The following is a 22,076-nucleotide window of genomic DNA, read 5'->3' as shown; positions in this document are numbered from 1 at the left end:
CTATCGTTATACATGCTATATCGATGTATATGCAACAATAACCACTTCATTTTTTACATATTTTAAAATGACAAATCGAAACGCTAACCATCATAAATTTAAGCATATATACATTTTTAAAAACGGTCGTCTCTCCTTTCTTTTCTAATAAGAAACAGGTAAAATAAAAAGAAGAGAAAATGAAGTTTTTACCATATAGTAGAAGCATCAACACCAAGCTTTTCCGGTCACTCATATACTGAAAAAGCAGGGAAAATCCATCATTCCACTATAACATAAAGTGAAACTTTAATCAGTGGAGCACACTCGTTATAAGTTGAACGAATTAGGATAATCCAAATTGGAATGGGAGGTATACATCTTTGAACCGAAACTTACTATATATGATATTGCGACTCATATTTGTCATTGTAGCAACGGTAGCCGGGTTCTATGCATTACTATATATGTCAGGACTTATCTACCCTTTTATTATCGCTTTCGCATTTGCTTATTTGATTAATCCTGTCGTCAATTTCCTTAATCAAAAACTACAATTTCCTCGCGCACTAGCAGTACTCGTTAGCTTAATTCTCGTATTCGGAGCTATCGTCGGACTCGTTACATATCTTGTAACAGAAGCAATATCTGCCACAACATACTTACTACAACTTGTTACAGTAAAGTTTCCAGATATCGTTGCATTCGCGCAACAATTTGCACTTAATCATATTATGCCTCTCTATGATGATTTAATTTCTAAATTTAATCATCTTGGGGAACCACAGCGCTATACGATTACACAAAACATTCAAAACTTAGGAACCGAAGCAACGACGCAAATGAAAGAACTTTTAACTGCTATTATCAGCGGGTTAACAAATTTCATTAGTGCATTACCAACAACTTTAACTGTTCTTGTATTCGTTTTATTAGCCACTTTCTTCATTAGTTACGATTGGCACCGTCTTGCTCAGAAAGTAAGGAAATTTTTGCCAAATCGTGTTCATGGCTATGGAAAAACTATTTTTGTTGATTTAAGAAAAGCTTTATTTGGTTTTGTTAAAGCTCAACTTACACTCGTATCTATGACAACTGTTATTGTACTAATCGGACTGTTAATATTACGCGTACCATACGCCATTACTATCGCGATTATTACAGGGGTTGTAGATTTACTCCCGTATCTAGGAACAGGCGCCGTCTTCGTTCCTTGGGTTATATACGTATTTTTCACTGGCGACACTGCTTTCGCCATCGGTCTTCTCATCTTATACATCGTCGTGATTGTCCAAAGACAAATTATGGAGCCTAAAGTACTTTCTTCTAATATCGGCCTCGATCCATTAGCAACACTGATTGCTCTATTTGTCGGCTTTAAACTCTTTGGCTTTTTAGGATTAATCATCGGTCCAGTCACCTTAGTACTACTTAATACATTGCACAAAGCTCGTGTATTCCATGATTTGTGGAAATATATTAAAGGCTCACCTTCAAAATAATAGTTTCTAATTCATATACAACAAAAACTTACATATAATCAGTGGGAAAATCCCACTGATTATTCCTTGTACTTATTTTTCATACTCATTACATCCAACAAGAGAATTGCACCCAAAAAGGATCATTCTCTTGTTTTTTTGTATAAAAAACGCATATTTTGATGCCTTTTTACATATTTATTCTATCATTTTCATAATTATTACTTACATTTATTACTTTTTATGTAAATGAATAAATATACAAAACAACTTAGAATGAGACTTAAACTAATAACTTTCCTGCTCGTATCTAACTTTTTCGATGACAATTGATTCTTTTTATATACAAAAACAAGTTTGAGTTCACATTTTTTTCTTGCAGCACACTCATTAAGAGCTACCAACTCCCCAAATCACATATCCAATCACAAAACACACAGCAAATATACTAAAGTAAGATAACGATTAATACGGATTTTTTCCACCACCGATTATTAACTTTCATGGGCAATCCGACTTCTACTTAACTCCTTCGCACTCACCAAATTTTAAAGCATGATATAACAAAACTTTAATTAACAGAGCTTCATCCACCCCCATCCTTTTGCGAGCAAAAAAAATAGTGCTTAGATCGCTATAATCTAAGCACTATTTCTGAACGATAATAGTAGAGTTCTTTCTAAACTTCCATTCCATCCATTTCATAACAAACGGCTTCAATAAAGCCCTCGTCACAGGAAGAACAAAGATAAAGCCTATTATATCCGTTACATATCCAGGAAGTACCAAAAGAATACCTCCTACAAAGATAAAAATACCATCGAGTACTGCCGCTCCTGGCATTTCTCCTCTATTCAACTTAGATTGAATCTCTCCAAGTACTTTAAATCCTTGCCTTTTCGCCAAATAGACACCTACAACACCCGTAAATACAATCATAGCGAACGTAGACCATAAACCTATTACATGACTCGATCCAATTAAGACTGTAATCTCAATCGCCGGTATTAAAATAAACAAGAATAGTAACCACTTCATAGTTCTACACCCCTCTCATATACCATCGCTTTAAACACCCTCACAACGCTCATATACACCATATAAAAGCCGAATACATTTCTTATCAAACCTCATAATAAATAGCTTTTAAAAGCAATTTCAGACGTCTCAAGCTAGTTACAACTCATTTTTGTGTAAAAAAAAGAGAAGGACTCCGATCCTTCTCTCCGTATTACTTATAGCACTTCCGCATGTCCATTATAAACAATTCCGCGTGCCGCATCAACTGTTACTTCTTGGCCATTTTTTAAAGTTGCTGTTACGCCGTTTACACCAACGATAACAGGAATACCGATTGATACACCTACAACAGCCGCGTGGCTTGTTAGGCCGCCTTCTTCTACAACTAGAGCAGCAGCTTTTTCAATTGCAGGAATCATATCTTTATCAGTGCTTGTTGTAACAAGGATATCACCTTTGTTTACGTTCGCTACAGCTTCAGCAGCTGTTTTCGCTACAACTACTTTACCTTTTGCAGCTTTACGACCGATTCCTTGTCCTTTTGCAACTTCTTCACCAACAACGTGGATTTTCATTAAGTTTGTTGTACCTGTTTCAGCAACTGGTACACCAGCAGTGATTACTACAGTGTCTCCAAGTCCAATTAGACCTGCATCCATACCTGTTTGAATTGCAGTATCTAACATTTCGTCAGTAGACGCTGCACGTTTTCCAGCCATAAATGCTTGTACACCCCAAACAAGTGCAAGACGACGTCCTACTTGCTCGTCAGATGTTACAGCTACGATTGGAGATTTTGGACGGTATTTAGAGATCATTTTCGCAGTATATCCACTTTCTGTTGGAGCTACGATTGCAGCTACATCAAGAGCAAGTGCTGTATGCGCAACAGATTGGCTAATTGCATCTGTAATTGTTGGAGTGAACTCTTTAATACGTTTTTTGAACATATCTTCATACTGTAATGACTTTTCAACACGTACCGCAATGTTAGCCATCATTGTTACTGCTTCTACTGGGTATTGACCAGCAGCTGTTTCACCTGAAAGCATGATTGCATCTGTACCATCGAAGATTGCGTTAGCTACGTCACTTGCTTCCGCACGAGTTGGACGTGGGTTACGTTGCATAGAATCTAACATTTGTGTCGCAGTAATAACTGGTTTACCTAACACGTTACATTTTTTGATTAGACGTTTTTGTACTAATGGTACTTCTTCTGGTGGAATTTCTACACCCATATCACCACGAGCTACCATTAAACCATCAGAAACTTCTAAGATTGAATCGATGTTATCGATACCCTCTTGGTTTTCGATTTTTGGTACGATTTGGATATATTGAGCTTTATGCTCTTCTAATAATTCACGGATTTCTAATACGTCAGATGCTTTACGTACGAATGAAGCTGCGATGAAATCAACTTTTTGCTCGATACCGAAAATGATATCTTTTACGTCTTTTTCAGTGATACCAGGAAGCTTAATGCTTACGTTTGGTACGTTAACACCTTTTTTATTTTTTACAGTTCCGCTGTTAAGAACTTTTGTACGGATGTTTCCGTCAGCTTTTTCGATTACTTCTAGTTCGATAAGACCGTCATCGATTAGAATACGAGAACCTGGGTCTACATCGTCATAAAGACCAGCATAAGATACAGAGAACTTCTCTGCAGTACCTAATACTTGCTCAGTAGAAAGAACTACTTCTGCACCTGTTACAAGCTCAGCTTGTCCGTCTACGAAGTCGTGAGTACGGATTTCTGGACCTTTTGTATCAAGTAAGATACCAACTGTTTTACCAGTTTTCTTTGAAGCTTCACGAATGTTTTTAATACGAGCGCCGTGCTCTTCATGGCTACCATGAGAGAAGTTTAAACGAGCAACGTTCATACCCGCTTCGATTAATTGTTCTAATTTCTCAATACTTTCACTAGCAGGACCTATAGTACATACAATTTTAGTTTTACGCATATTGCACCTCCGAAAATTATGAAACCGTTCCCAAATATCCGACATTAAGCCGATTAGATGGATAATTCTTTAGATAATTGATACATATCTTTATCGATTGTATGCTTTTGAGCTAACGCTTCGATAATGTCATGATCAACAAGTTTATTATCTTGAATACCTACACAACGTCCACCTTTACCAGCAATCAATAATTCAACTGCTCTTGCGCCAAGACGACTTGCTAATACACGGTCTTGTGCACTTGGTGATCCACCACGTTGTACGTGACCTAACACAGTTACACGAGTATCAAAGTTTGTTGCTTCTTCAATATGCTTACCGATGTCAATTGCACTTCCAACACCTTCAGCCACAATGATAATACTGTGTTTTTTACCACGTTCACTACCACGCTTCAGACGAGCAATAACATCTTCCATGTCATACTCTTCTTCTGGAATTAAAATTGTTTCAGCACCATCAGCTAAACCAGCCCATAATGCGATATCTCCAGCATGACGTCCCATTACTTCGATAACATATGTACGTTCATGAGATGTAGCTGTGTCACGAATTTTATCAATTGCATCAATAACAGTATTTAAAGCTGTATCGAAACCAATTGTGAAGTCTGTTCCAGGAATATCATTGTCGATTGTACCTGGTACACCAACACATGGGAATCCTTGTTCAGTTAATTTTTTAGCACCTTGGTAAGAACCATCTCCACCAATAACAACAAGTCCTTCGATACCGTGTTTCTTTAATTGCTCGATACCTTTTAGTCGTACTTCTGGATCTTTAAACTCAGGACATCTTGCTGTATATAATTTTGTACCACCACGGTGGATAATATCGCCAACAGAACCAAGTTCTAATTTTTCAATATGACCAGAAATTAAACCAGCGTATCCATGGTAAATACCATATACTTCAATATCATGGAAAATCGCTTTACGAACAACTGCACGAATGGCAGCATTCATACCAGGTGAATCTCCACCACTTGTTAATACACCAATACGTTTCATTTGTACTCACCTCATAAAGATTATTTGCCTTATAATAAAATAACACGAAAAAATATAAAAACACAATGGAGAAGATGTGTCTTTTCATAATAAAAACGTGCATTCGCGAAGAGGAACGCACGCTTTTATTATTTTATCCCAATGGAAGCGTTTGAAAACGAAACTTGCCCAATTTTCATATATTTTTCATAACGTTTTTCGATTAATTCATCTTTCGAAATTCCGCTTAATTGTTCAAAAGTTTTCTTAAGCATTAAATCTATATTTTCTGATTGTTTTAAAATATTACGATGTGCTCCGCCTTTTGCCTCTGGAATAATTTCGTCAATTACACCTAATTCTTTCAAATCTAATGCTGTAATTTTCATCGCTTCTGCAGCTTCTTTTGCTTTACCAGCATCTTTCCAAAGAATTGCCGCCGCACCCTCTGGTGTAATAACAGAATACGTGGAATTTTCCAGCATATGAATGTAATCTCCTACTCCAAGACCTAACGCACCACCACTACCACCTTCACCGATAACAATACAAATAACAGGTACAGTTAAACCCGCCATTTCAAATAAATTACGGGCGATCGCTTCACTTTGTCCACGTTCTTCAGCTGCTTTACCAGGATAAGCTCCCTTCGTATCAATGAAACAAATAATAGGACGATTAAACTTTTCCGCTTGTTTCATTAGACGCAGTGCTTTTCGATATCCTTCTGGATGAGGCATCCCAAAATTACGACGAATATTTTCTTTCGTATCTTTTCCGCGTTGATGCCCAATTACAGTTACTGGCATCCCCTTATATTTCGCAATGCCGCCGACAATCGCTGCATCGTCGCCAAATAGGCGATCTCCATGACATTCAAAAAAATTAGTAAATAAGTGCTCAATATAATCGAGCGTTGTCGGTCGTTCTGCATGACGAGCAATTTGAACACGGTCCCATACTTTCATATTGCCGTATATATCTTCCTCTAATTTTTCTAACTTGTCTTCCAAAATACGAATCTCCTCACTGAAGTCCATCTGGCTGTTTTTCGTATAGTCTTTCAGTTCACGAATCTTATTTCTTAGCTCAACAACTGGTTTCTCAAATTCTAGCTCTGCCATACAGCCATTTCCCCTCCTTGATGAACTTCTAAAATCTTACGGAGCGATTCTCTCATATCATCACGATGCACCACCGCATCTAATTGACCGTGCTCTAATAAAAATTCTGCCGTTTGGAAATCTTCCGGTAGTTTCTCACGCACTGTTTGTTCAATTACACGTCTACCAGCAAATCCGATAAGTGCACCTGGCTCTGCAAGATTGTAATCACCAAGTGAAGCGAAACTCGCTGAAACCCCGCCCGTCGTTGGGTGAGTCATAACAGAAATAAATAACCCTCCTGCATTACTATGCTTTTTCAAAGCTACGCTTGTTTTTGCCATTTGCATTAAACTTAATATCCCTTCTTGCATACGGGCACCACCCGACGCAGTAAAGATAATAAATGGAACTTGTAAGTCGTATGCTTTTTCAACTGCACGGGCAATTTTCTCTCCTACAACAGAGCCCATGCTGCCCATTCGAAAACGAGAATCCATTACTGCAACAACAACAAGCATGTCATCAATTGTTCCTTCACCAGTTACAACCGCTTCGTTCAATTCAGTCTTCTTACGATCGCTCTCTAGTTTCTCTTCGTATCCTGGAAACTCGAGTGGATTTAATGAAACCATTTCTTTGTCATACTCACGGAATGACCCTTCATCCAATATACTATCAAGACGTTCCCATGCATTCATAGGATGATGATATCCACAATTCACACATACTTTTAAATTTTTTAGAACCTCTTTCGTATACATGATTTTTTTACATTTCGGACATTTTGTCATAACGCCATCCGGTACATCTTTTCGTACTTGTTCTGAAGGTATTGCAGCGTACTTTTTCTTTTTCACGAATAAATCTCTTAGCACAATTTGACCCCCTTCGTTGAGAGCTAAGGTTAGCGTAAGAAGAAAATTGGGCTAACACCAAAGTTTGATGTTAGCCTTATCTTCTCAATCTGTCTAATAACCTCACTCTTTACGTTTAACTTTAACCGCTACGCGATAGAATGTTTGTCATAACGTGTCATGGTCATTTCGACAAATTTTATACATTACGAGTGAAACTGTATATTCTCTACTAATTCATCGTAAATTTTTAGTGCATCATTTTCTTGTTTTTCTTCCAAAGTAGCATAAAGCTTTCTATACATATCGATAGTATCTCCTGAAACTTTACAAGAAAGAGTTGATACGTAATCATTTACGATCATCCAAATGCGATAAAGTAAATAATTATCGACTTGTTCAATAAGTGTTTTAAAGAACGTTTGATGAAGCATTGGAATTGAGTTTTCATTTTCTTCAAGTACTTTGTGTAATTTACTTAGCACTTTAGAAAACGTTTCTTTCGGTAAATTACATACAATTCGAATCATATCTTTCTCAAGCAATCGTTTTGTTTGTAATAAATCACGAATTGTTTTCTCATCTTGCAGTAAGAACGGCGCAATCAATTGTACAAGACCGTTATCGTAAAAGTTTCGAATAAACGTCCCTTCACCACGTCTCGTTTCAATCAATCCTACCAGTTCTAAAGCACGCAATGCTTCTCTTACAGAGGAACGCCCTACGTTTAAACGTGAACTTAACTCACGTTCAGACGGCAAACGATCCCCCGCCACCAATCCATCTTCTTCCATAATGGAACGGATTTTTTTTACAATTTCGAGATATACTTTTGTATTTGATGATGTCAATGGAAATTCCTCGCTTATTCTTTACCAATCAGCGCTAATTGTTTTGTTTTCTCAGCAATCTCATTTGGATCTACTTGACGGCGAGCTACTCCTGTCTCCATTGCAGCTTTCGCAACGTAAGCTGCCACTTGAGGCGCTACACGCGCGTCAAACGGTGCAGGAATGATATAGTCTGCATTCAACTCATCTTCTGCTACAAGCTCAGCAATAGCCTGTACAGCTGCCATCTTCATTTCTTCGTTAATTTGTGTCGCATGTACGTCAAGTGCACCACGGAAAATACCAGGGAACGCTAGTACATTATTTACTTGGTTTGCGAAGTCAGAACGACCCGTTCCAACAACAGCTGCGCCCGCTGCTTTTGCCAATTCTGGCATAATTTCTGGAACTGGATTCGCCATTGCAAAAATAATTGCATCGTCATTCATTGTACGAACCATCTCTTCTGTTAATGCACCTTCTGCAGATACACCAATGAATACGTCCGCATCTTGTACAACATCAGCTAAAGAACCTTCGATACGATTCTTATTTGTATATTTTGCAACTTCATCCTTCACAGGATTCATACCTGTAGGACGACCCTCATAGATCGCACCTTTACGGTCACACATAATAATGTCGCGTACACCATAGCGATATAAAAGTTTAATAATTGCAATACCTGCTGCACCTGCGCCATTTGCGACAACTTTAATGTCAGACATTTTCTTTCCAACTAATTTTAGCGCGTTCACAAGACCTGCTACTGTTACGATAGCTGTTCCGTGTTGATCATCATGGAAGATAGGAATATTTGTTTCTTTTTTCAAACGTTCTTCAATAATGAAGCAGTTTGGTGCTGCGATATCCTCTAAGTTAACGCCGCCAAAAGTTGGCTCCATTAATTTTACAGTTTCAACAATTTTATCTACATCGTTTGTATTTAAGGCAATCGGGAATGCATCTACACCAGCAAAGCTCTTGAATAATACAGCTTTACCTTCCATTACTGGAAGAGATGCTTCAGGTCCAATGTTACCAAGACCAAGTACAGCCGTTCCATCAGTCACAACTGCTACCATATTTCCCTTCATCGTATATTCATATACCTTACTTTTATCGTCATAAATTTCTTTACAAGGCTCTGCAACCCCTGGAGAATATGCAAGACTTAAATCTTTTGCATTTTCTACTTTTACTTTTGATACAGTTTCTAATTTTCCTTGATGCACTTTATGCATGTGAAGTGCTTCTTCACGAAGTGTTGACAAACTATCCACTCTCCTCAAATTATTCTAGCTGATATCAATTTCTCCAAGTGGTCTGACCACGAACACTACTACTATAATAATCGAAGTGTAGGGAAATTGTCCATTATATTTTCACAACCACATTTTCTTCCCCGACAATTTCACGAAGTGCTCCTAAACATTCTTCACTTGGATGAATCGATAAACTTCGTGATAATTGTACCATTTTATGTTCCTTTTCATAATAAATTAGTACTTTCGCAAAACCCGAATAGTCAAACAATATTTTAGTAACCTGATTTAACAACTTTTTCTCATACTGAGACGGCAATTTCACGTAAACAGATGCGTCTTTCTTTTCTTCATACACATCCATTTCTTCTAACGGATATAGCCCATTTACAATCCATTGCAACTTATGATTTCTAAGCTCAATCATGCCGTCAACTAATACAATTGCGCCTTCTTGTAACTTATCTGAGAAATGTATATACGTTTCGGGGAAAAGAACTGCTTCCATTTCATCATTTTGATCACAAAATGTAATAAACGCCATCTTTTGCAACTTTTTCGTACGAATTACTCTCACGCTTGTTATATACACGATCGCTCTTTGTACTTTTTTCTTATGCCGCATCGCTTGAGCGAGAGATGGAATTTCTAATTCTTTCGCTAACTTTACATACTGCGCTGTCGGATAGCTTGATAAATAAAAACCTAATGCTTCCTTTTCTTTATTTAACTGTTCAATAAAAGAGAGCTCTTCTCCTTGTACGTATTTCGATTTCGGAACAGCATCTCCTAGATCACGTGCAAGATTTGCATACTCTAACGCTCCTTTAAGACTTTTCGATAAATTCGTTCTCGAAACACCAAAATCATCAAAACATCCAGACCAGACAAACGCCTCTAAATTTCGCTCTGTTACAAACTTTGATGGCATGCGAAGACAAAATTCAAATAAATCTTCAAACATTTTTTTCTCTCGTTCCTCGAGTAATGCTGTCACTGTAGCCATTCCGATGTTTCGAATGGAAAGTAAGCTGTAACGTATCGCATTGCCTTCTATTTGGAAATTATAACCACTCCTCTGAAGAGACGGCGGCAAAACGTGAAAACCTTTCCGCTTCGTTTCTCGTATATACTGCACAATCTTATCTTCATTTCCAATTGCACTTGATAATAGTGCTGTCATAAATTCCAGCGTATAATTCGCTTTTAAGTAGGCAAGCTGATATCCAATCATACTGTAGGCAACTGCGTGACTTCTGTTAAAACCGTAATTCGCAAATCTTACAATTAAATCGTAAATTTTCTCTGCAGATGTCTCGTCATAACCATTTTGTAAACAACCTTGCACAAAATGCTTACGTTCCTGATCTAAAATATCACGATTTTTTTTACTCACTGCACGGCGTAATAAATCTGCTTCTCCGAGCGAGAATCCTGCTAATTTCGACGCAATTTGCATAATTTGTTCTTGATATACAATTACACCGTACGTTCTTTCTAAAATTGGCTTTAAGTCCGGATGTAAATATTCAATTTTTCTTTTTCCATGCTTTGATTCAATAAAGGTCGGAATTTGTTCCATTGGGCCTGGTCTATATAACGAGTTAACAGCGACAATATCTTCAAATTCATTCGGTTTTAACCCACGAAGTACATTTCGCATACCACCTGATTCAAGCTGGAATACACCTGTTGTATCCCCTCTACCTAACAATTGGAACGTTTTTTCATCTTGAAGTGGTAAATTTCTTATATCAATTTGTGTCCCCGTTTTTTTCACGATAAACTTTATAATATTTTCAAGTAACGTTAAATTACGTAATCCTAAAAAGTCCATCTTTAACAAACCAAGTTCTTCTAATGCATCAGCTGGATATTGCGTCACATACACATCGTTATGCCCTTCTTGAATTGCAACACTTCCTGTTAACGGCTCTTGGCTCATAATAACGCCAGCTGCATGAATAGACGTATGACGTGGTAAGCCTTCTACACGTTTTGCAATTTCAAACACACGCTCATGAAGAAGATTCCCTTGTATGAACTCACGGAGTGATTGCGATTCCTCATATGCATCTTTTAACGTTATACCAAGCTTTGATGGGATAAGCTTTGAGAATATGTCAATATCTCGCGGCGGAAGCCCCATTACACGCGCAATATCTCTAATTGCTGCTTTTGCTGCAAGCGTCCCAAACGTTACGATTTGTGCAACACGAAGCTGACCATATTTATCTTTCACATATCGAATCATCTCATCACGTCTTATATCTGGAAAATCGATATCAATATCTGGAAGTGTCACACGTTCGGGGTTTAAAAACCTTTCAAATAATAGATCATATTCAATTGGATCGATATCTGTAATTTCTAATACGTAAGAAACAAGTGAGCCAGCTGCCGATCCACGTCCTGGTCCTGTTAAAATATGATTTTCATGCGCATACTTCATAAAATCCCATACGATGAGGAAATAATCACTAAACCCCATACTAGAAATAACGTTTAATTCATGATTTAAACGCTGGATATGTACTTCCTTCGGCGTACCATAACGTTTCTGCAACCCTTCTTCACAAACACGGCGTAAATACATATCATTCGTCTCGTTAGCTGGAACAGGAAATTTCGGTAATTGATTTACATGAAACGGTATTTCTACTCTGCAACGTTCTGCAATTTCTACTGTATTGTAAATCGCCTCTTCTACGTGAGAAAATAGTGCTTCCATTTCATCTGATGATTTTAAATAATATTGATCTGTTTTCAGCCTCGGTCTATCTGGATCCGTCATTTTCGATCCACTTTCAACAGATAATAAGCACTCATGAACAAGTGCGTCACTTTGATTGATGTAGCGTACATCGTTTGTTGCAACAACTGGAACATTTATCCTACTCATAAATGCAGGTAATTTCTCTTGCAGAAGCAGTTCATCTTGAATCGCATGATGCTGCAAACTCATATAAAAATTACCGAACATACTTTGGTACATGCGAGCTACTTCTTCAGCTTCACTCTCTTTGTCTTCTAATAATAATTGTTCAATTTCTCCATCTTTACCTGGAGAAATAGCAATTAATCCTTTCGCATAATGGGCAAGCCACTTTTTCGGAATACCTTCTTTTGACTTCGTCATAATGCTACTAGAAATCTTTAATAAATTTTGATAGCCTATTTCATTTTCAGCAAGTAAAACAAGCGGATAAGATTTTTCATCTTCTTCACTAAAAATAGAAGCTGTTAAGCCGATAATAGGCTGTATACCATGTTTCTTACATGCTTTATAAAACGGAATAACGCCATACATAACATTTTCATCCGTAATAGCCAGTGATGAAAAACCAAGTTCTTTCGCCCTGACTACTAGCTCATCAATTTTACAAGCACTTTTTAATAAACTAAAAACGGTTTGACATTGTAAATGCACAAACTTCACTGTTGTACCCTCTCTTTACCAATTTGACTACTTTTATTATAGGTGATGAGGAAAGCGGAAATCAAAACATACTTCTTATACTTTGTCCATATATATGAAGAAGAAAGGGGAATGACGATGGATGTAAGAGAACACACTTTTTTCTCTCTGCTTATTATTAGTTATTTTATTGCCTTTGGAGTTATACTCGGTGGTTCATTAATTGGCGGCTTTGGTGCATTTCTTATCGGAAAACCAACTCTAACCTACATTAATCAATTCGCCCAAAATTTGAGGATTTGGGCACTCGTTGCAGCAATTGGCGGAACATTTGATACTTTTTACAGCTTTGAAAGAAGTTTCTTTGGCGGAGATATGAAAGATATCGTAAAACAAATTCTCCTTATTTTTTTCGCAACGGGTGGTATGCAAACAGGTCTTACTATTATTAAATGGCTAACGCAGGAACATGTATGAGAGTACCAAGTGCCAATACAGCAAAAAAATGGTATTTAGTTTTAGCTGGCGCTGCTGTTGGAGGCGTGTTGAGCTGGTTTATTTTTTTGTACATATACGGTGTTTTTCAAGAAGAACAAGCTAGTAAAATAGCAGAACAACGAGAAATTATAGAAAAACAAGAAGCAAAGCTCCACGTCCTTCTCGAAGATCAAGAAAAGTTGAATACAGAAAATAAACGGCTCTTAACTATTCAAGAGATTAAAATAAAACTTATAAATCGAGAAAAATATGATTTAGACAACCTTACACTCGAAAATATGACCACATCTATCCATAATGACCTCCAGCATCTTTTAACGAAAAACATACAAAGTATCGCAAAAAATAAAGACCTGCTCAAAAAGGTAATCGAAAACAAAACGTACAAACATTACGATCGGCTATACCGTTTCAAAGTCGATACGATATCTTTTGATACAGTGCTTGAAATTAGCATTACGATAGAGAAAGAAAAATAAAGAAGGAGGGCTTTAGCGCCGCTCCTTCTTTTCGTTTTCATATATAATCTCTTATCTACACAGCTCACGTAAATCAGCAAAAAGACGATCCGCTTCTTCCCAAGAAGATGCTTTTGCACCAGAAGCCATCGGATGCCCTCCGCCATTATATTGCATTGCTAATTTATTTATCACTGGTCCTTTTGAGCGAAGACGAACACGAATCACGTCACCTTCCTCTAAAAATAGAACCCACGCCTTTAATCCATCAATATTACCAAGTGCTCCAACAACGCCAGACGCCTCAGAAGGAAGTACATCAAACTTTTCTAATACTTCTTTCGTTAATTTAATGTACGCTGCTCCTTCTTCTACCATCGTAAAGTTTTGTAAAATATAGCCGTTTAAACGAGCAATCTTTTCTTTCGTTTTATACATTTCATTGTATAAATCTGTGAATTTCACATCCATATCAACAAGCTCACTCACGTAACGAAGTGTTTTTGCTGTTGTATTCGGGAATAAGAAACGACCTGTATCCCCAACAATACCTGCTAAAATAAGACGAGCTGCTTCTTTTGTTATCTGTAATCCTTTATCTTTTCCATAACTGTAAAACTCATAAATCATTTCACTTGTAGAACTTGCTGTCGTATCTACCCACGTAATATCTCCGTACGGATCTTCATTCGGATGATGGTCAATTTTAATTAACATCTTCCCTTTTGCATAGCGTTGATCATCAACACGTTCTTGGTTCGCTGTATCACATACGATAACAAGTGCATTTTCATATACACTATCTTTAATATCATCCATTACTCGTAAATATGCTAGTGACGGTTCATTGTACCCAACCGTATAAATATTTTTCTCTGGAAACGATTCTTGTAGAATGGTACCAAGACCGCCCTGTGAACCTAACGCATCTGGATCTGGACGCACATGGCGATGAATAATAATTGTATCAAACTCTTTAATTGCTCCTAAAATTTGCTCATGCATATGTATAATCTCCTTTTTACTCAACTTCTTCACTTTATCTTCCATTATAACGGAAAGTATTTCATACATGCGAACAATTGCTTTATAATAAAAGTTAGAAAGTTTAGATATTTCTTTTTTCGCCACTATTATTTTTACAAAGCGATGGGAGTGTGCATTATGCCAGTATTAGTCTTCTGTATTATCGTCTCATTTATGTTGTACCTCTTCTACAAAACAAAATACTTTCGTACAAACCGCCCAATGGAGAAAGGTTGGCTCTCAGGAAAATCCGCAATGGCACTCGGTTCATTCGTCTTATTCTTCGGGATAAACCAATTCTTTTTAGAACTTTCAACCGCTCGTATTATCGTTGGTGTTTTATTTGTTCTATTTGGTAGTGCAAGTGTATTTAATGGATTTCGCCAATACAAACATTTCTTACCATTAGCCGTTGAAGAAGCTGAATCTGTCTGAAGCAACGTAAAAAAAGCATCAATATTGTGATGCTTTTTTACGTCCCCTAACTTTTAAAATCATATATGCGACAAACGCAGATGGTATATTAAAGGGATTTCCTTGTACGTGAAAATGTAATTGTTCTTCCTCAAAAGACATTTTTTCATACAGTTCTCGCTGAGATAATCCCGTTCGTTTCTTCTTTTCATGCAATCCTTGTAAGTATAAATATTGAAACGGGATCATCACAAGAAAGTAAAATAGTGCGATTCCACCAAAAAAGAGCACTTCTGATGACATATTGCATACCACCTTCCCGGAATCCATTTTCTTACAATACAATTATAACATAATATATAGCCTAATTAAATCACTATTCTGTCTTCTTTATATAACCGTCTCTCCACATAACTCTTTTTCAGCATACTGAACATATCGTCGGATAAAAGCACCGGGGTCTTTTCTAATAGGCTCGATATCAAGCCTTAACGGAATCTTTCCCGCCATATAAAAAATTCTTGAGGCAGTCCCAAGTCGAATGGCTGCTTCCGAAATATTTTCCCCATATCCCATCATGAAATTCCCCCATACGTCTTCTAACTGTCCCGAAGCAATTAAATGTAATCTCGGAACACCAATATCAAACTCTTTATACCCAAATCCACATTCATCAAAATCAAGTAAATACCAATCCTCTTTGTCTACAAGAACATTACCAAAATGCATATCACCATGAACAAATTGTTTTTCTCCTAGTTGAGTTGAATTTGTGAGCTCTTGTATTCTTTCTGCAATTTTCATGCATTTATGCTTATCAGCATGCGATAGAAATGAAACATTTAGTAATCGCTGTAAAGGCTCGTGAATTAGCTTTTGCTCACTATATATTGGCCTTTCGTAACCTCTCCAAGTTTGCGGCACTCTTTTGAGCACTTCATTTGTTTTTTCATGAAACATTCGCATTAGTGACCCCAGTTTTTCATAGTCCTTATCCCTTGGTTCTAAAATTTCACTTCCGTTTATAAACCTAAAGACAACAAAATACCGAATACTTCCCTCATCTTTCATAACAGATGTGATCCAATCACCATTTTTATTTGCAACTACTTCTGGTACTAGCATTTGTTTTTGCATCGCTAATAACCAATGTATTTCAGCCTCTATTTGCTCTGCTATATAACGTCCTTCTCTATACTGCCTAACTACAAATTTATTTTTGCCCGATTCGAATATATATGTTTGATTTTCTCCCCCATGCAACAATGAAACTTCCGTAAGACTATTTAAATTATATTGCTTACATAACTGCTCTTTAGTCTGAAAATCCATTCTTTTCCCCCTAGTTCATATAGTGAAGAATCATTTCCCTATCCAACTCCACGATTGTTATCTTTTAACGATTAGTAGCGTAATCGACTAACAACCAATTTTCTATCCACATTGATACATATCCTTCTATTTTTTCACTTCTCTATCCGAACTCTTACATAGCTTAAGCATTAACTTCAAAACCCAATAAAACAAAATAAAGTTAAAGAAAAAGCCTAATGGATTAAACGAAATTTCCCATCCACCATAATAAACAAACGTTTCAGCTGGTATACCAAAGTAAAGAAAGTCCGGCTCATTTTCTCCTGATATAGGAATAAAGGCGCCCACACTAGCAAGAGTTAAACTTACAAAATACAGCCTCTTTTTAATAGCATTCATTCTTCTATGCGTTAACACATGCATAATGATGAAACATACGACCACTAAAAAGAAAATGATTCCGTCCATTCGCTTCCTCCTTATCGCTATTCCATTTCCACATCTTCAAATTTTTTAGTCTTTTATTATAAATATGAAATGATACGCTATTTATTTTTGTTTCTATCCTTTTAAATAAAAAAATGGAACAAACCAAAGCGGCTTGCTCCATCTTTTTATTTATCGATCAACTGCACCATAAGTAATGCTTTCCCGACAACATTACCTTCATGATGTACTTCTACATCCACCTTACCAAATTTACGTCCAATTTCTAATACTTTCGGATGAACCGATACAACATTGTCAATTTGAACTGGTTTTACGAAATAAATTGTTAAGTTCTCAACAATTAAATCACTTTTCTTTTGCGCACGAATAACACGGTTCGTTGCTTCCGTCACAATCGTTGTGAATACACCGTAAGATAACGTTCCGATTGAATTAGTCATTTGCGGCGTCACTGAAAATTGATATAGATGTTCATTTTTTGCTTCTTTCGGTGTCATGAATTGATTCGTTACAATATCATCAATTGTTTCCCCGACTTGTGGTTGACGCTGAATCATTTGCAACGCCTGAAGTACATCTTGACGGCTAATAATACCTTGCAGTTTATTTCCTTCATCAACAACAGGCAGTAACTCAATACCTTCCCACACCATCATACGTGCCGCAGCCGCGACAGACATTTTTCCATTTACCGTAATTGGATGTTTTGTCATCACTTTATCAATTGGTGTTTCTTTCGCTACACCGATCATATCTTTTGAAGTTACAATACCTAATACCTTTTTATTTTCATCAACAATTGGATATCTTCCGTGCATCGTCTCTTCGTTATACGCATGCCATTGCTGTACTGTATCACCTGGTTTTAAATATAGTGTCTCTTCAATTGGTGTTAAAATATCTTCAACGAGTACTATTTCTTTCTTAATAAGCTGATCGTAAATTGCACGGTTAATTAACGTCGCAACTGTAAATGTATCGTAACTACTTGAAATAATCGGCAGCTTTAATTCATCTGCTAATTTCTTCACATGATCTTCCGTATCAAATCCACCCGTAATCAATACCGCAGCTCCGGCTTCTAACGCTAATTGATGTGCGTTCGTACGGTTACCGATAATAAGTAAGTTCCCAGCTTCTGTATAGCGCATCATCGCTTCTAATTTCATTGCCCCAATTACGAATTTATTTAATGTCTTATGTAGTCCTTCTCTGCCCCCAAGTACTTGACCATCGACAATGTTAACGACTTCTGCATATGTCAGCTTTTCAATATTCTCTTTCTTCTTTTGTTCAATTCGAATTGTTCCGACACGTTCAATCGTACTAACATATCCTTTATTTTCTGCATCTTTAATTGCACGGTAAGCTGTCCCTTCACTTACACTCAAATCTTTCGCAATTTGCCTTACAGAAATTTTATGCCCTACTGGCAGGCTATTAATATGTTCTAAAATTTGGTTATGCTTGGTAGCCAAATGGTTTCACCATACTTTCTTTTCCCTAAATTCTTCATGTGTTGTATTTTCAGTATACTATATTTTCAAAACTGTTACACTCTCTCTTTGTATGTCTGTACTATTTTTTTTATAACAAAATACGCCTTACATTATACTACTTCTTCTATTACAACAATGTAATGGTATTGTCATCTCGTTCGATAGTTTGTCCAGCTGCTTCAATATACAATGAAGACAAGAAATGAAACAAAGGAGCGAATACATGATGAAAAAATTATTAGAAGTTGTAGGTGCTGTATTTTTAGCTTTCGTAGACGGGAAAAAAGTTGCAATGGAATTGAATGAAACACCTGAACAGCCACTTCCAAAAAGAAAAGAATCACCAAAACAAGTACAAACTTTAAAAGCTGTCCTACACACGTAAAAAACCCTTCACTTGTCTTTTCAAATGAAGGGTTTCTTTTCTATAGTGTAATACTTTCTCCAGCTTCTAATACTTTCCCTGTACAATTTTGTAGCTTTTCTACAAATTGATATGGGTCTTGTTCAATTACTGGGAACGTATTGTAATGCATCGGTACAACAGTTTTCGCTTGAACCCATTTCGCTGCTAAAACAGCATCTTCTGGTCCCATTGTGAAATTATCACCAATTGGTAAAAATGCTATATCAACGTTGTTCAGTTCCCCAATTAATTTCATATCAGAGAATAGAGCGGTATCTCCTGCATGGTACACAGTTTTCTCTTCTGCTGTAAATAAAATTCCTGCTGGCATACCTGTATATGTAATCGTCTTATTTTCTTCATCAATATAACTAGAACCGTGGAATGCTTGTGTAAACTTCACTTTTCCGAAGTCAAATTCATGCGAACCACCAATATGCATCGGATGTGTATTCACACCTTGCCAACTTAAAAAGGTCGCTAGTTCAAATGGTGCCACAACAACTGCATTATTTTTCTTCGCAAGCTCTACTGTATCTCCAACATGATCACCATGTCCATGCGATAAAAGAATCGCATCTACTTTGACATCTTCAGCCTTTAAATCTGTTGTAGGATTTCCAGTTAAAAATGGGTCAATTAAAATCACTTTTCCATTCGTTTCAATCTTTACAACTGAATGCCCATGATAAGATACTTTCATTACTACATTCCTCCCCTATTCACATTCTCACTTTTTATTCTACATGATTTTTCAATTCCCTGTCTTTTCTAACATCTATTTACTTGTCATAACGCTTTCCTCCGATGTAAAGTTATATTTGTAATTAAATATCTCGGGGGTGCCAATCGATGAATGCTAGATTAGAAAATTTAATGCAATGGCTAAAAGAAAAAAACGTAGAAGCTGCGTTCTTAACTTCTACACCAAACGTTTTCTACATGACAAACTTCCACTGTGAGCCACACGAAAGACTGCTTGGTATGTTTGTATTCCAAGAAAAAGAGCCTATTTTAATTTGCCCTAAAATGGAAGAAGGTCAGGCGCGTAACGCTGGCTGGGCACATGAAATTATTGGATTTACTGATACTGACAGACCATGGGATATGATTGCAAAAGCAATTAAAGACCGCGGCATCAATGCAAACGCAGTTGCAATTGAAAAAGAACATTTAAACGTAGAACGTTACGAAGAATTAACAAAACTATTCCCAAATGCAGCTTTCAAATCAGCTGAAGAAAAAGTTCGCGAACTTCGTTTAATTAAAGATGAAAAAGAACTTTCTATTTTGCGCGAAGCAGCTAAAATGGCGGACTACGCTGTTGAAGTTGGTGTAAATGCAATTAAAGAAGATCGTAGCGAGCTAGAAGTACTAGCAATTATTGAACACGAATTAAAAACAAAAGGCATACATAAAATGTCATTTGATACGATGGTATTAGCAGGTGCAAACTCTGCTCTTCCACACGGTATTCCAGGTGCAAACAAAATGAAACGCGGCGATTTCGTACTATTTGATTTAGGTGTAATCATTGAAGGTTATTGCTCTGACATTACACGTACCGTAGCATTCGGTGATATTTCTGAAGAACAAACTCGCATTTATAACACTGTACTTGCTGGACAACTACAAGCAGTTGAAGCATGTAAACCAGGTGTTACACTTGGCGCAATCGACAACGCTGCTCGCTCTGTGATCGCAGATGCAGGTTACGGCGACTTCTTCCCGCACCGCCTTGGTCACGGACTTGGAATTAGCGTACACGAATATCCAGATGTGAAAGCTGGTAACGAGTCTCCATTAAAAGAAGGTATGGTCTTCACAATCGAGCCAGGTATTTACGTACCAAACGTAGGTGGCGTTCGTATTGAAGATGATATTTACATCACAAAAGACGGATCAGAAATTTTAACGAAATTCCCGAAAGAATTACAATTTGTGAAATAAGAAAAAAGGCAGCGTGATTGCTGCCTTTTTCTGTTTCTCTAATATTTCAAACTTCTCTACAATCATTTTTGCTGGATAGCTTTCAAGCGTTTGAGAAGTCCATAATTTTATTTTATCCCCTGTTTTTAACTGTTTATATGCACCTTTATCTTTAAAGCTCAAAACTATATGTGATGGATACTCTTTATTCATTTGTTGTTCTATATAATTTTGTAACTCTATTTTTGTTTCATACGTTTTATCATTGACGAAAAATACCGTGTCATTTCTTACTATGACATACCCTTCTTCAGGTACTTTTTTTACCTCTACTTGTTTTGTAGTGCACGCTGATAATATGATTAGAAATACACTTAAAAACATTAATTTTTTCATATGCCTATTCATTTTCAACTCCTTATTCTAGGCTATTTCAAATTTAACACCATCTTCTCTTCATACTTATCATCCCATTTAATCACAACCTCTATCGGTTCATCTTTAGAAAGAGGTGCACAACTTACGCAAGAAGACTTCATTTCAATTCTTGCTCCTTTATGAACTTCTGAAGTTTGTGTCATTGTACTAAAGGTTTCAGTAATAGCAATCTCTAAATTTTTAAATTCTGTATTTCCATCTCCGCCCTTATATTGAAACGTAAACATTCCATCTTCACTGTCATCCTTAATATACCCTTTATATTGCCCCGTCCAACTTTTGCTCTCGCTAGAAAAAGTAACATACGAAAGCGAACAGCTTCCTAAAAAGAAAATACTGATGAAAAAGAATAACACTCTCTTCATAATGCCCCCCATTCAAAAGCATTTATTTATTGTCTATTTCTTCCTCTTATTATACTATTAAAATACAGAATTTTCTAAAATAGGAGGTAATAACAGTAAATAAGAATCTATAAAAAACTATAAAAATTTACAATTACAGGTTTTATATTTTACAGAATTCAACCTATAATATTTTCAGGTGATGAAAAGGGGGAAAAGGATGAAAACAACACGTACTTGTAAAATCAATTCTATTACAAAAGAACAAACGGAAGCTTTAATTGCTTTGATCCGTACGTTCGAAAGTGCAAAACGATATAGTTTTAATCGTTTGATTGAGGGCGAAAACGAGAAAGAATTGATAAAAAAACTACAACCTAAA

At 36.6% G+C, this 22,076-nt stretch carries 22 protein-coding genes and 1 pseudogene; 7 read left to right on the top strand and 16 right to left on the bottom strand.

The features are described 5' to 3' along the window. The first annotated feature begins 362 nt into the window (after positions 1–362). Positions 363–1,481, top strand: a complete 1,119-nt coding sequence (gene ytvI, locus FOT98_RS23800; RefSeq protein ID WP_001081377.1) for a sporulation integral membrane protein YtvI — start codon at positions 363–365, stop codon at positions 1,479–1,481. Positions 1,482–2,108: 627 nt separating this feature from the next. On the opposite strand, the gene FOT98_RS23795 is transcribed toward ytvI, so the two are convergent. The 8 genes from FOT98_RS23795 to dnaE all read right to left on the bottom strand — a co-directional run bounded on the left by FOT98_RS23795 (position 2,109) and on the right by dnaE (position 12,939). Then, positions 2,109–2,498: an FxsA family protein gene (locus tag FOT98_RS23795; RefSeq protein ID WP_061677040.1), complete on the bottom strand. Its 390-nt coding sequence runs from the start codon at positions 2,496–2,498 to the stop codon at positions 2,109–2,111. Between the two features lie 197 nt (positions 2,499–2,695). Further along, positions 2,696–4,453 (bottom strand): pyruvate kinase, encoded by a 1,758-nt coding sequence (gene pyk / locus FOT98_RS23790; protein ID WP_063262648.1) that lies wholly within the window; start codon positions 4,451–4,453, stop codon positions 2,696–2,698. Between the two features lie 53 nt (positions 4,454–4,506). Continuing rightward, the gene (pfkA, locus tag FOT98_RS23785) at positions 4,507–5,466 is read right to left on the bottom strand and encodes a 6-phosphofructokinase (RefSeq protein ID WP_000821161.1); all 960 of its coding nucleotides are present in this window, start codon (positions 5,464–5,466) and stop codon (positions 4,507–4,509) included. A gap of 128 nt (positions 5,467–5,594) precedes the next feature. Continuing rightward, a complete protein-coding gene (gene accA, locus FOT98_RS23780; RefSeq protein ID WP_000818786.1) occupies positions 5,595–6,569 on the bottom strand; it encodes an acetyl-CoA carboxylase carboxyl transferase subunit alpha in 975 nt (324 codons plus the stop codon). Then, on the bottom strand, positions 6,557–7,426 hold the full coding sequence (gene accD, locus FOT98_RS23775) for an acetyl-CoA carboxylase, carboxyltransferase subunit beta (RefSeq protein ID WP_000942872.1): 870 nt from the start codon (positions 7,424–7,426) through the stop codon (positions 6,557–6,559). The genes accA and accD overlap by 13 nt, the downstream gene beginning before the upstream one ends. Before the next feature lie 185 nt (positions 7,427–7,611). After that, entirely contained in the window at positions 7,612–8,256 is a 645-nt protein-coding gene (locus FOT98_RS23770) for a FadR/GntR family transcriptional regulator (RefSeq protein ID WP_063262647.1), read from the bottom strand. A 14-nt stretch (positions 8,257–8,270) separates the two neighbouring features. Next, positions 8,271–9,479, bottom strand: coding sequence for an NADP-dependent malic enzyme (gene ystJ, locus FOT98_RS23765; RefSeq protein ID WP_161940843.1), 1,209 nt, complete (start codon positions 9,477–9,479; stop codon positions 8,271–8,273). 133 nt (positions 9,480–9,612) lie between these two features. Next, entirely contained in the window at positions 9,613–12,939 is a 3,327-nt protein-coding gene (gene dnaE, locus FOT98_RS23760; RefSeq protein ID WP_063262646.1) for a DNA polymerase III subunit alpha, read from the bottom strand. 42 nt (positions 12,940–12,981) lie between these two features. On the opposite strand from dnaE, the gene ytrH reads away from it, so the two are divergent. After that, positions 12,982–13,395: a sporulation membrane protein YtrH gene (ytrH, locus tag FOT98_RS23755; protein ID WP_073516695.1), complete on the top strand. Its 414-nt coding sequence runs from the start codon at positions 12,982–12,984 to the stop codon at positions 13,393–13,395. Further along, positions 13,392–13,895 (top strand): sporulation membrane protein YtrI, encoded by a 504-nt coding sequence (gene ytrI / locus FOT98_RS23750; RefSeq protein ID WP_001265726.1) that lies wholly within the window; start codon positions 13,392–13,394, stop codon positions 13,893–13,895. The genes ytrH and ytrI overlap by 4 nt, the downstream gene beginning before the upstream one ends. 51 nt (positions 13,896–13,946) lie before the next feature. On the opposite strand, the gene FOT98_RS23745 is transcribed toward ytrI, so the two are convergent. Continuing rightward, positions 13,947–14,879 (bottom strand): DHH family phosphoesterase, encoded by a 933-nt coding sequence (locus FOT98_RS23745; RefSeq protein ID WP_063262645.1) that lies wholly within the window; start codon positions 14,877–14,879, stop codon positions 13,947–13,949. A 159-nt stretch (positions 14,880–15,038) separates the two neighbouring features. On the opposite strand from FOT98_RS23745, the gene FOT98_RS23740 reads away from it, so the two are divergent. Beyond that, positions 15,039–15,335 (top strand): YtpI family protein, encoded by a 297-nt coding sequence (locus FOT98_RS23740; protein WP_001144772.1) that lies wholly within the window; start codon positions 15,039–15,041, stop codon positions 15,333–15,335. A gap of 18 nt (positions 15,336–15,353) precedes the next feature. On the opposite strand, the gene FOT98_RS23735 is transcribed toward FOT98_RS23740, so the two are convergent. The 4 genes from FOT98_RS23735 to FOT98_RS23720 all read right to left on the bottom strand — a co-directional run bounded on the left by FOT98_RS23735 (position 15,354) and on the right by FOT98_RS23720 (position 18,556). Then, positions 15,354–15,617, bottom strand: a complete 264-nt coding sequence (locus tag FOT98_RS23735) for a DUF3949 domain-containing protein (RefSeq protein WP_061677033.1) — start codon at positions 15,615–15,617, stop codon at positions 15,354–15,356. Positions 15,618–15,704: 87 nt separating this feature from the next. Then, positions 15,705–16,646 carry a phosphotransferase enzyme family protein gene (locus FOT98_RS23730; RefSeq protein WP_063262644.1) on the bottom strand — a complete coding sequence of 314 codons (942 nt, stop codon included), beginning with the start codon at positions 16,644–16,646 and terminating at the stop codon, positions 15,705–15,707. A 126-nt stretch (positions 16,647–16,772) separates the two neighbouring features. Further along, positions 16,773–17,096: a hypothetical protein gene (locus FOT98_RS23725; protein ID WP_063262643.1), complete on the bottom strand. Its 324-nt coding sequence runs from the start codon at positions 17,094–17,096 to the stop codon at positions 16,773–16,775. A gap of 146 nt (positions 17,097–17,242) precedes the next feature. Beyond that, positions 17,243–18,556: a CBS domain-containing protein gene (locus tag FOT98_RS23720; protein ID WP_061677030.1), complete on the bottom strand. Its 1,314-nt coding sequence runs from the start codon at positions 18,554–18,556 to the stop codon at positions 17,243–17,245. Positions 18,557–18,800: 244 nt separating this feature from the next. Between FOT98_RS23720 and FOT98_RS32540 the strand changes: the two genes are divergently transcribed. Continuing rightward, positions 18,801–18,962 (top strand): hypothetical protein, encoded by a 162-nt coding sequence (locus FOT98_RS32540; RefSeq protein WP_000976299.1) that lies wholly within the window; start codon positions 18,801–18,803, stop codon positions 18,960–18,962. Between the two features lie 40 nt (positions 18,963–19,002). Here FOT98_RS32540 and FOT98_RS23715 read toward each other — a convergent pair whose 3' ends face one another. After that, positions 19,003–19,686, bottom strand: a complete 684-nt coding sequence (locus tag FOT98_RS23715; protein ID WP_063262642.1) for a metal-dependent hydrolase — start codon at positions 19,684–19,686, stop codon at positions 19,003–19,005. Positions 19,687–19,835: 149 nt separating this feature from the next. Between FOT98_RS23715 and pepQ the strand changes: the two genes are divergently transcribed. Next, positions 19,836–20,933 (top strand): Xaa-Pro dipeptidase, encoded by a 1,098-nt coding sequence (pepQ, locus tag FOT98_RS23710; RefSeq protein ID WP_000994028.1) that lies wholly within the window; start codon positions 19,836–19,838, stop codon positions 20,931–20,933. On the opposite strand, the gene FOT98_RS23705 is transcribed toward pepQ, so the two are convergent. Together FOT98_RS23705 and FOT98_RS23700 are read right to left on the bottom strand one after the other, a co-directional pair. Then, complete coding sequence (locus FOT98_RS23705; protein ID WP_063262641.1) at positions 20,916–21,320, bottom strand: DUF3221 domain-containing protein; 405 nt, start codon at positions 21,318–21,320, stop codon at positions 20,916–20,918. The genes pepQ and FOT98_RS23705 overlap by 18 nt on opposite strands. A gap of 20 nt (positions 21,321–21,340) precedes the next feature. Continuing rightward, positions 21,341–21,715, bottom strand: coding sequence for a hypothetical protein (locus FOT98_RS23700; protein ID WP_063262640.1), 375 nt, complete (start codon positions 21,713–21,715; stop codon positions 21,341–21,343). Between the two features lie 199 nt (positions 21,716–21,914). Here FOT98_RS23700 and FOT98_RS23695 point away from each other — a divergent pair. After that, positions 21,915–22,076, top strand: a pseudogene (locus FOT98_RS23695) (hypothetical protein); the annotation flags it as partial.

Source organism: Bacillus sp. HY001, from assembly GCF_007558965.1.
Taxonomy (GTDB): domain Bacteria; phylum Bacillota; class Bacilli; order Bacillales; family Bacillaceae_G; genus Bacillus_A; species Bacillus_A mobilis.
The sequence above is the reverse complement of the archived record's forward strand: the minus strand, read 5'-3'. Positions and strand labels throughout refer to the sequence as shown.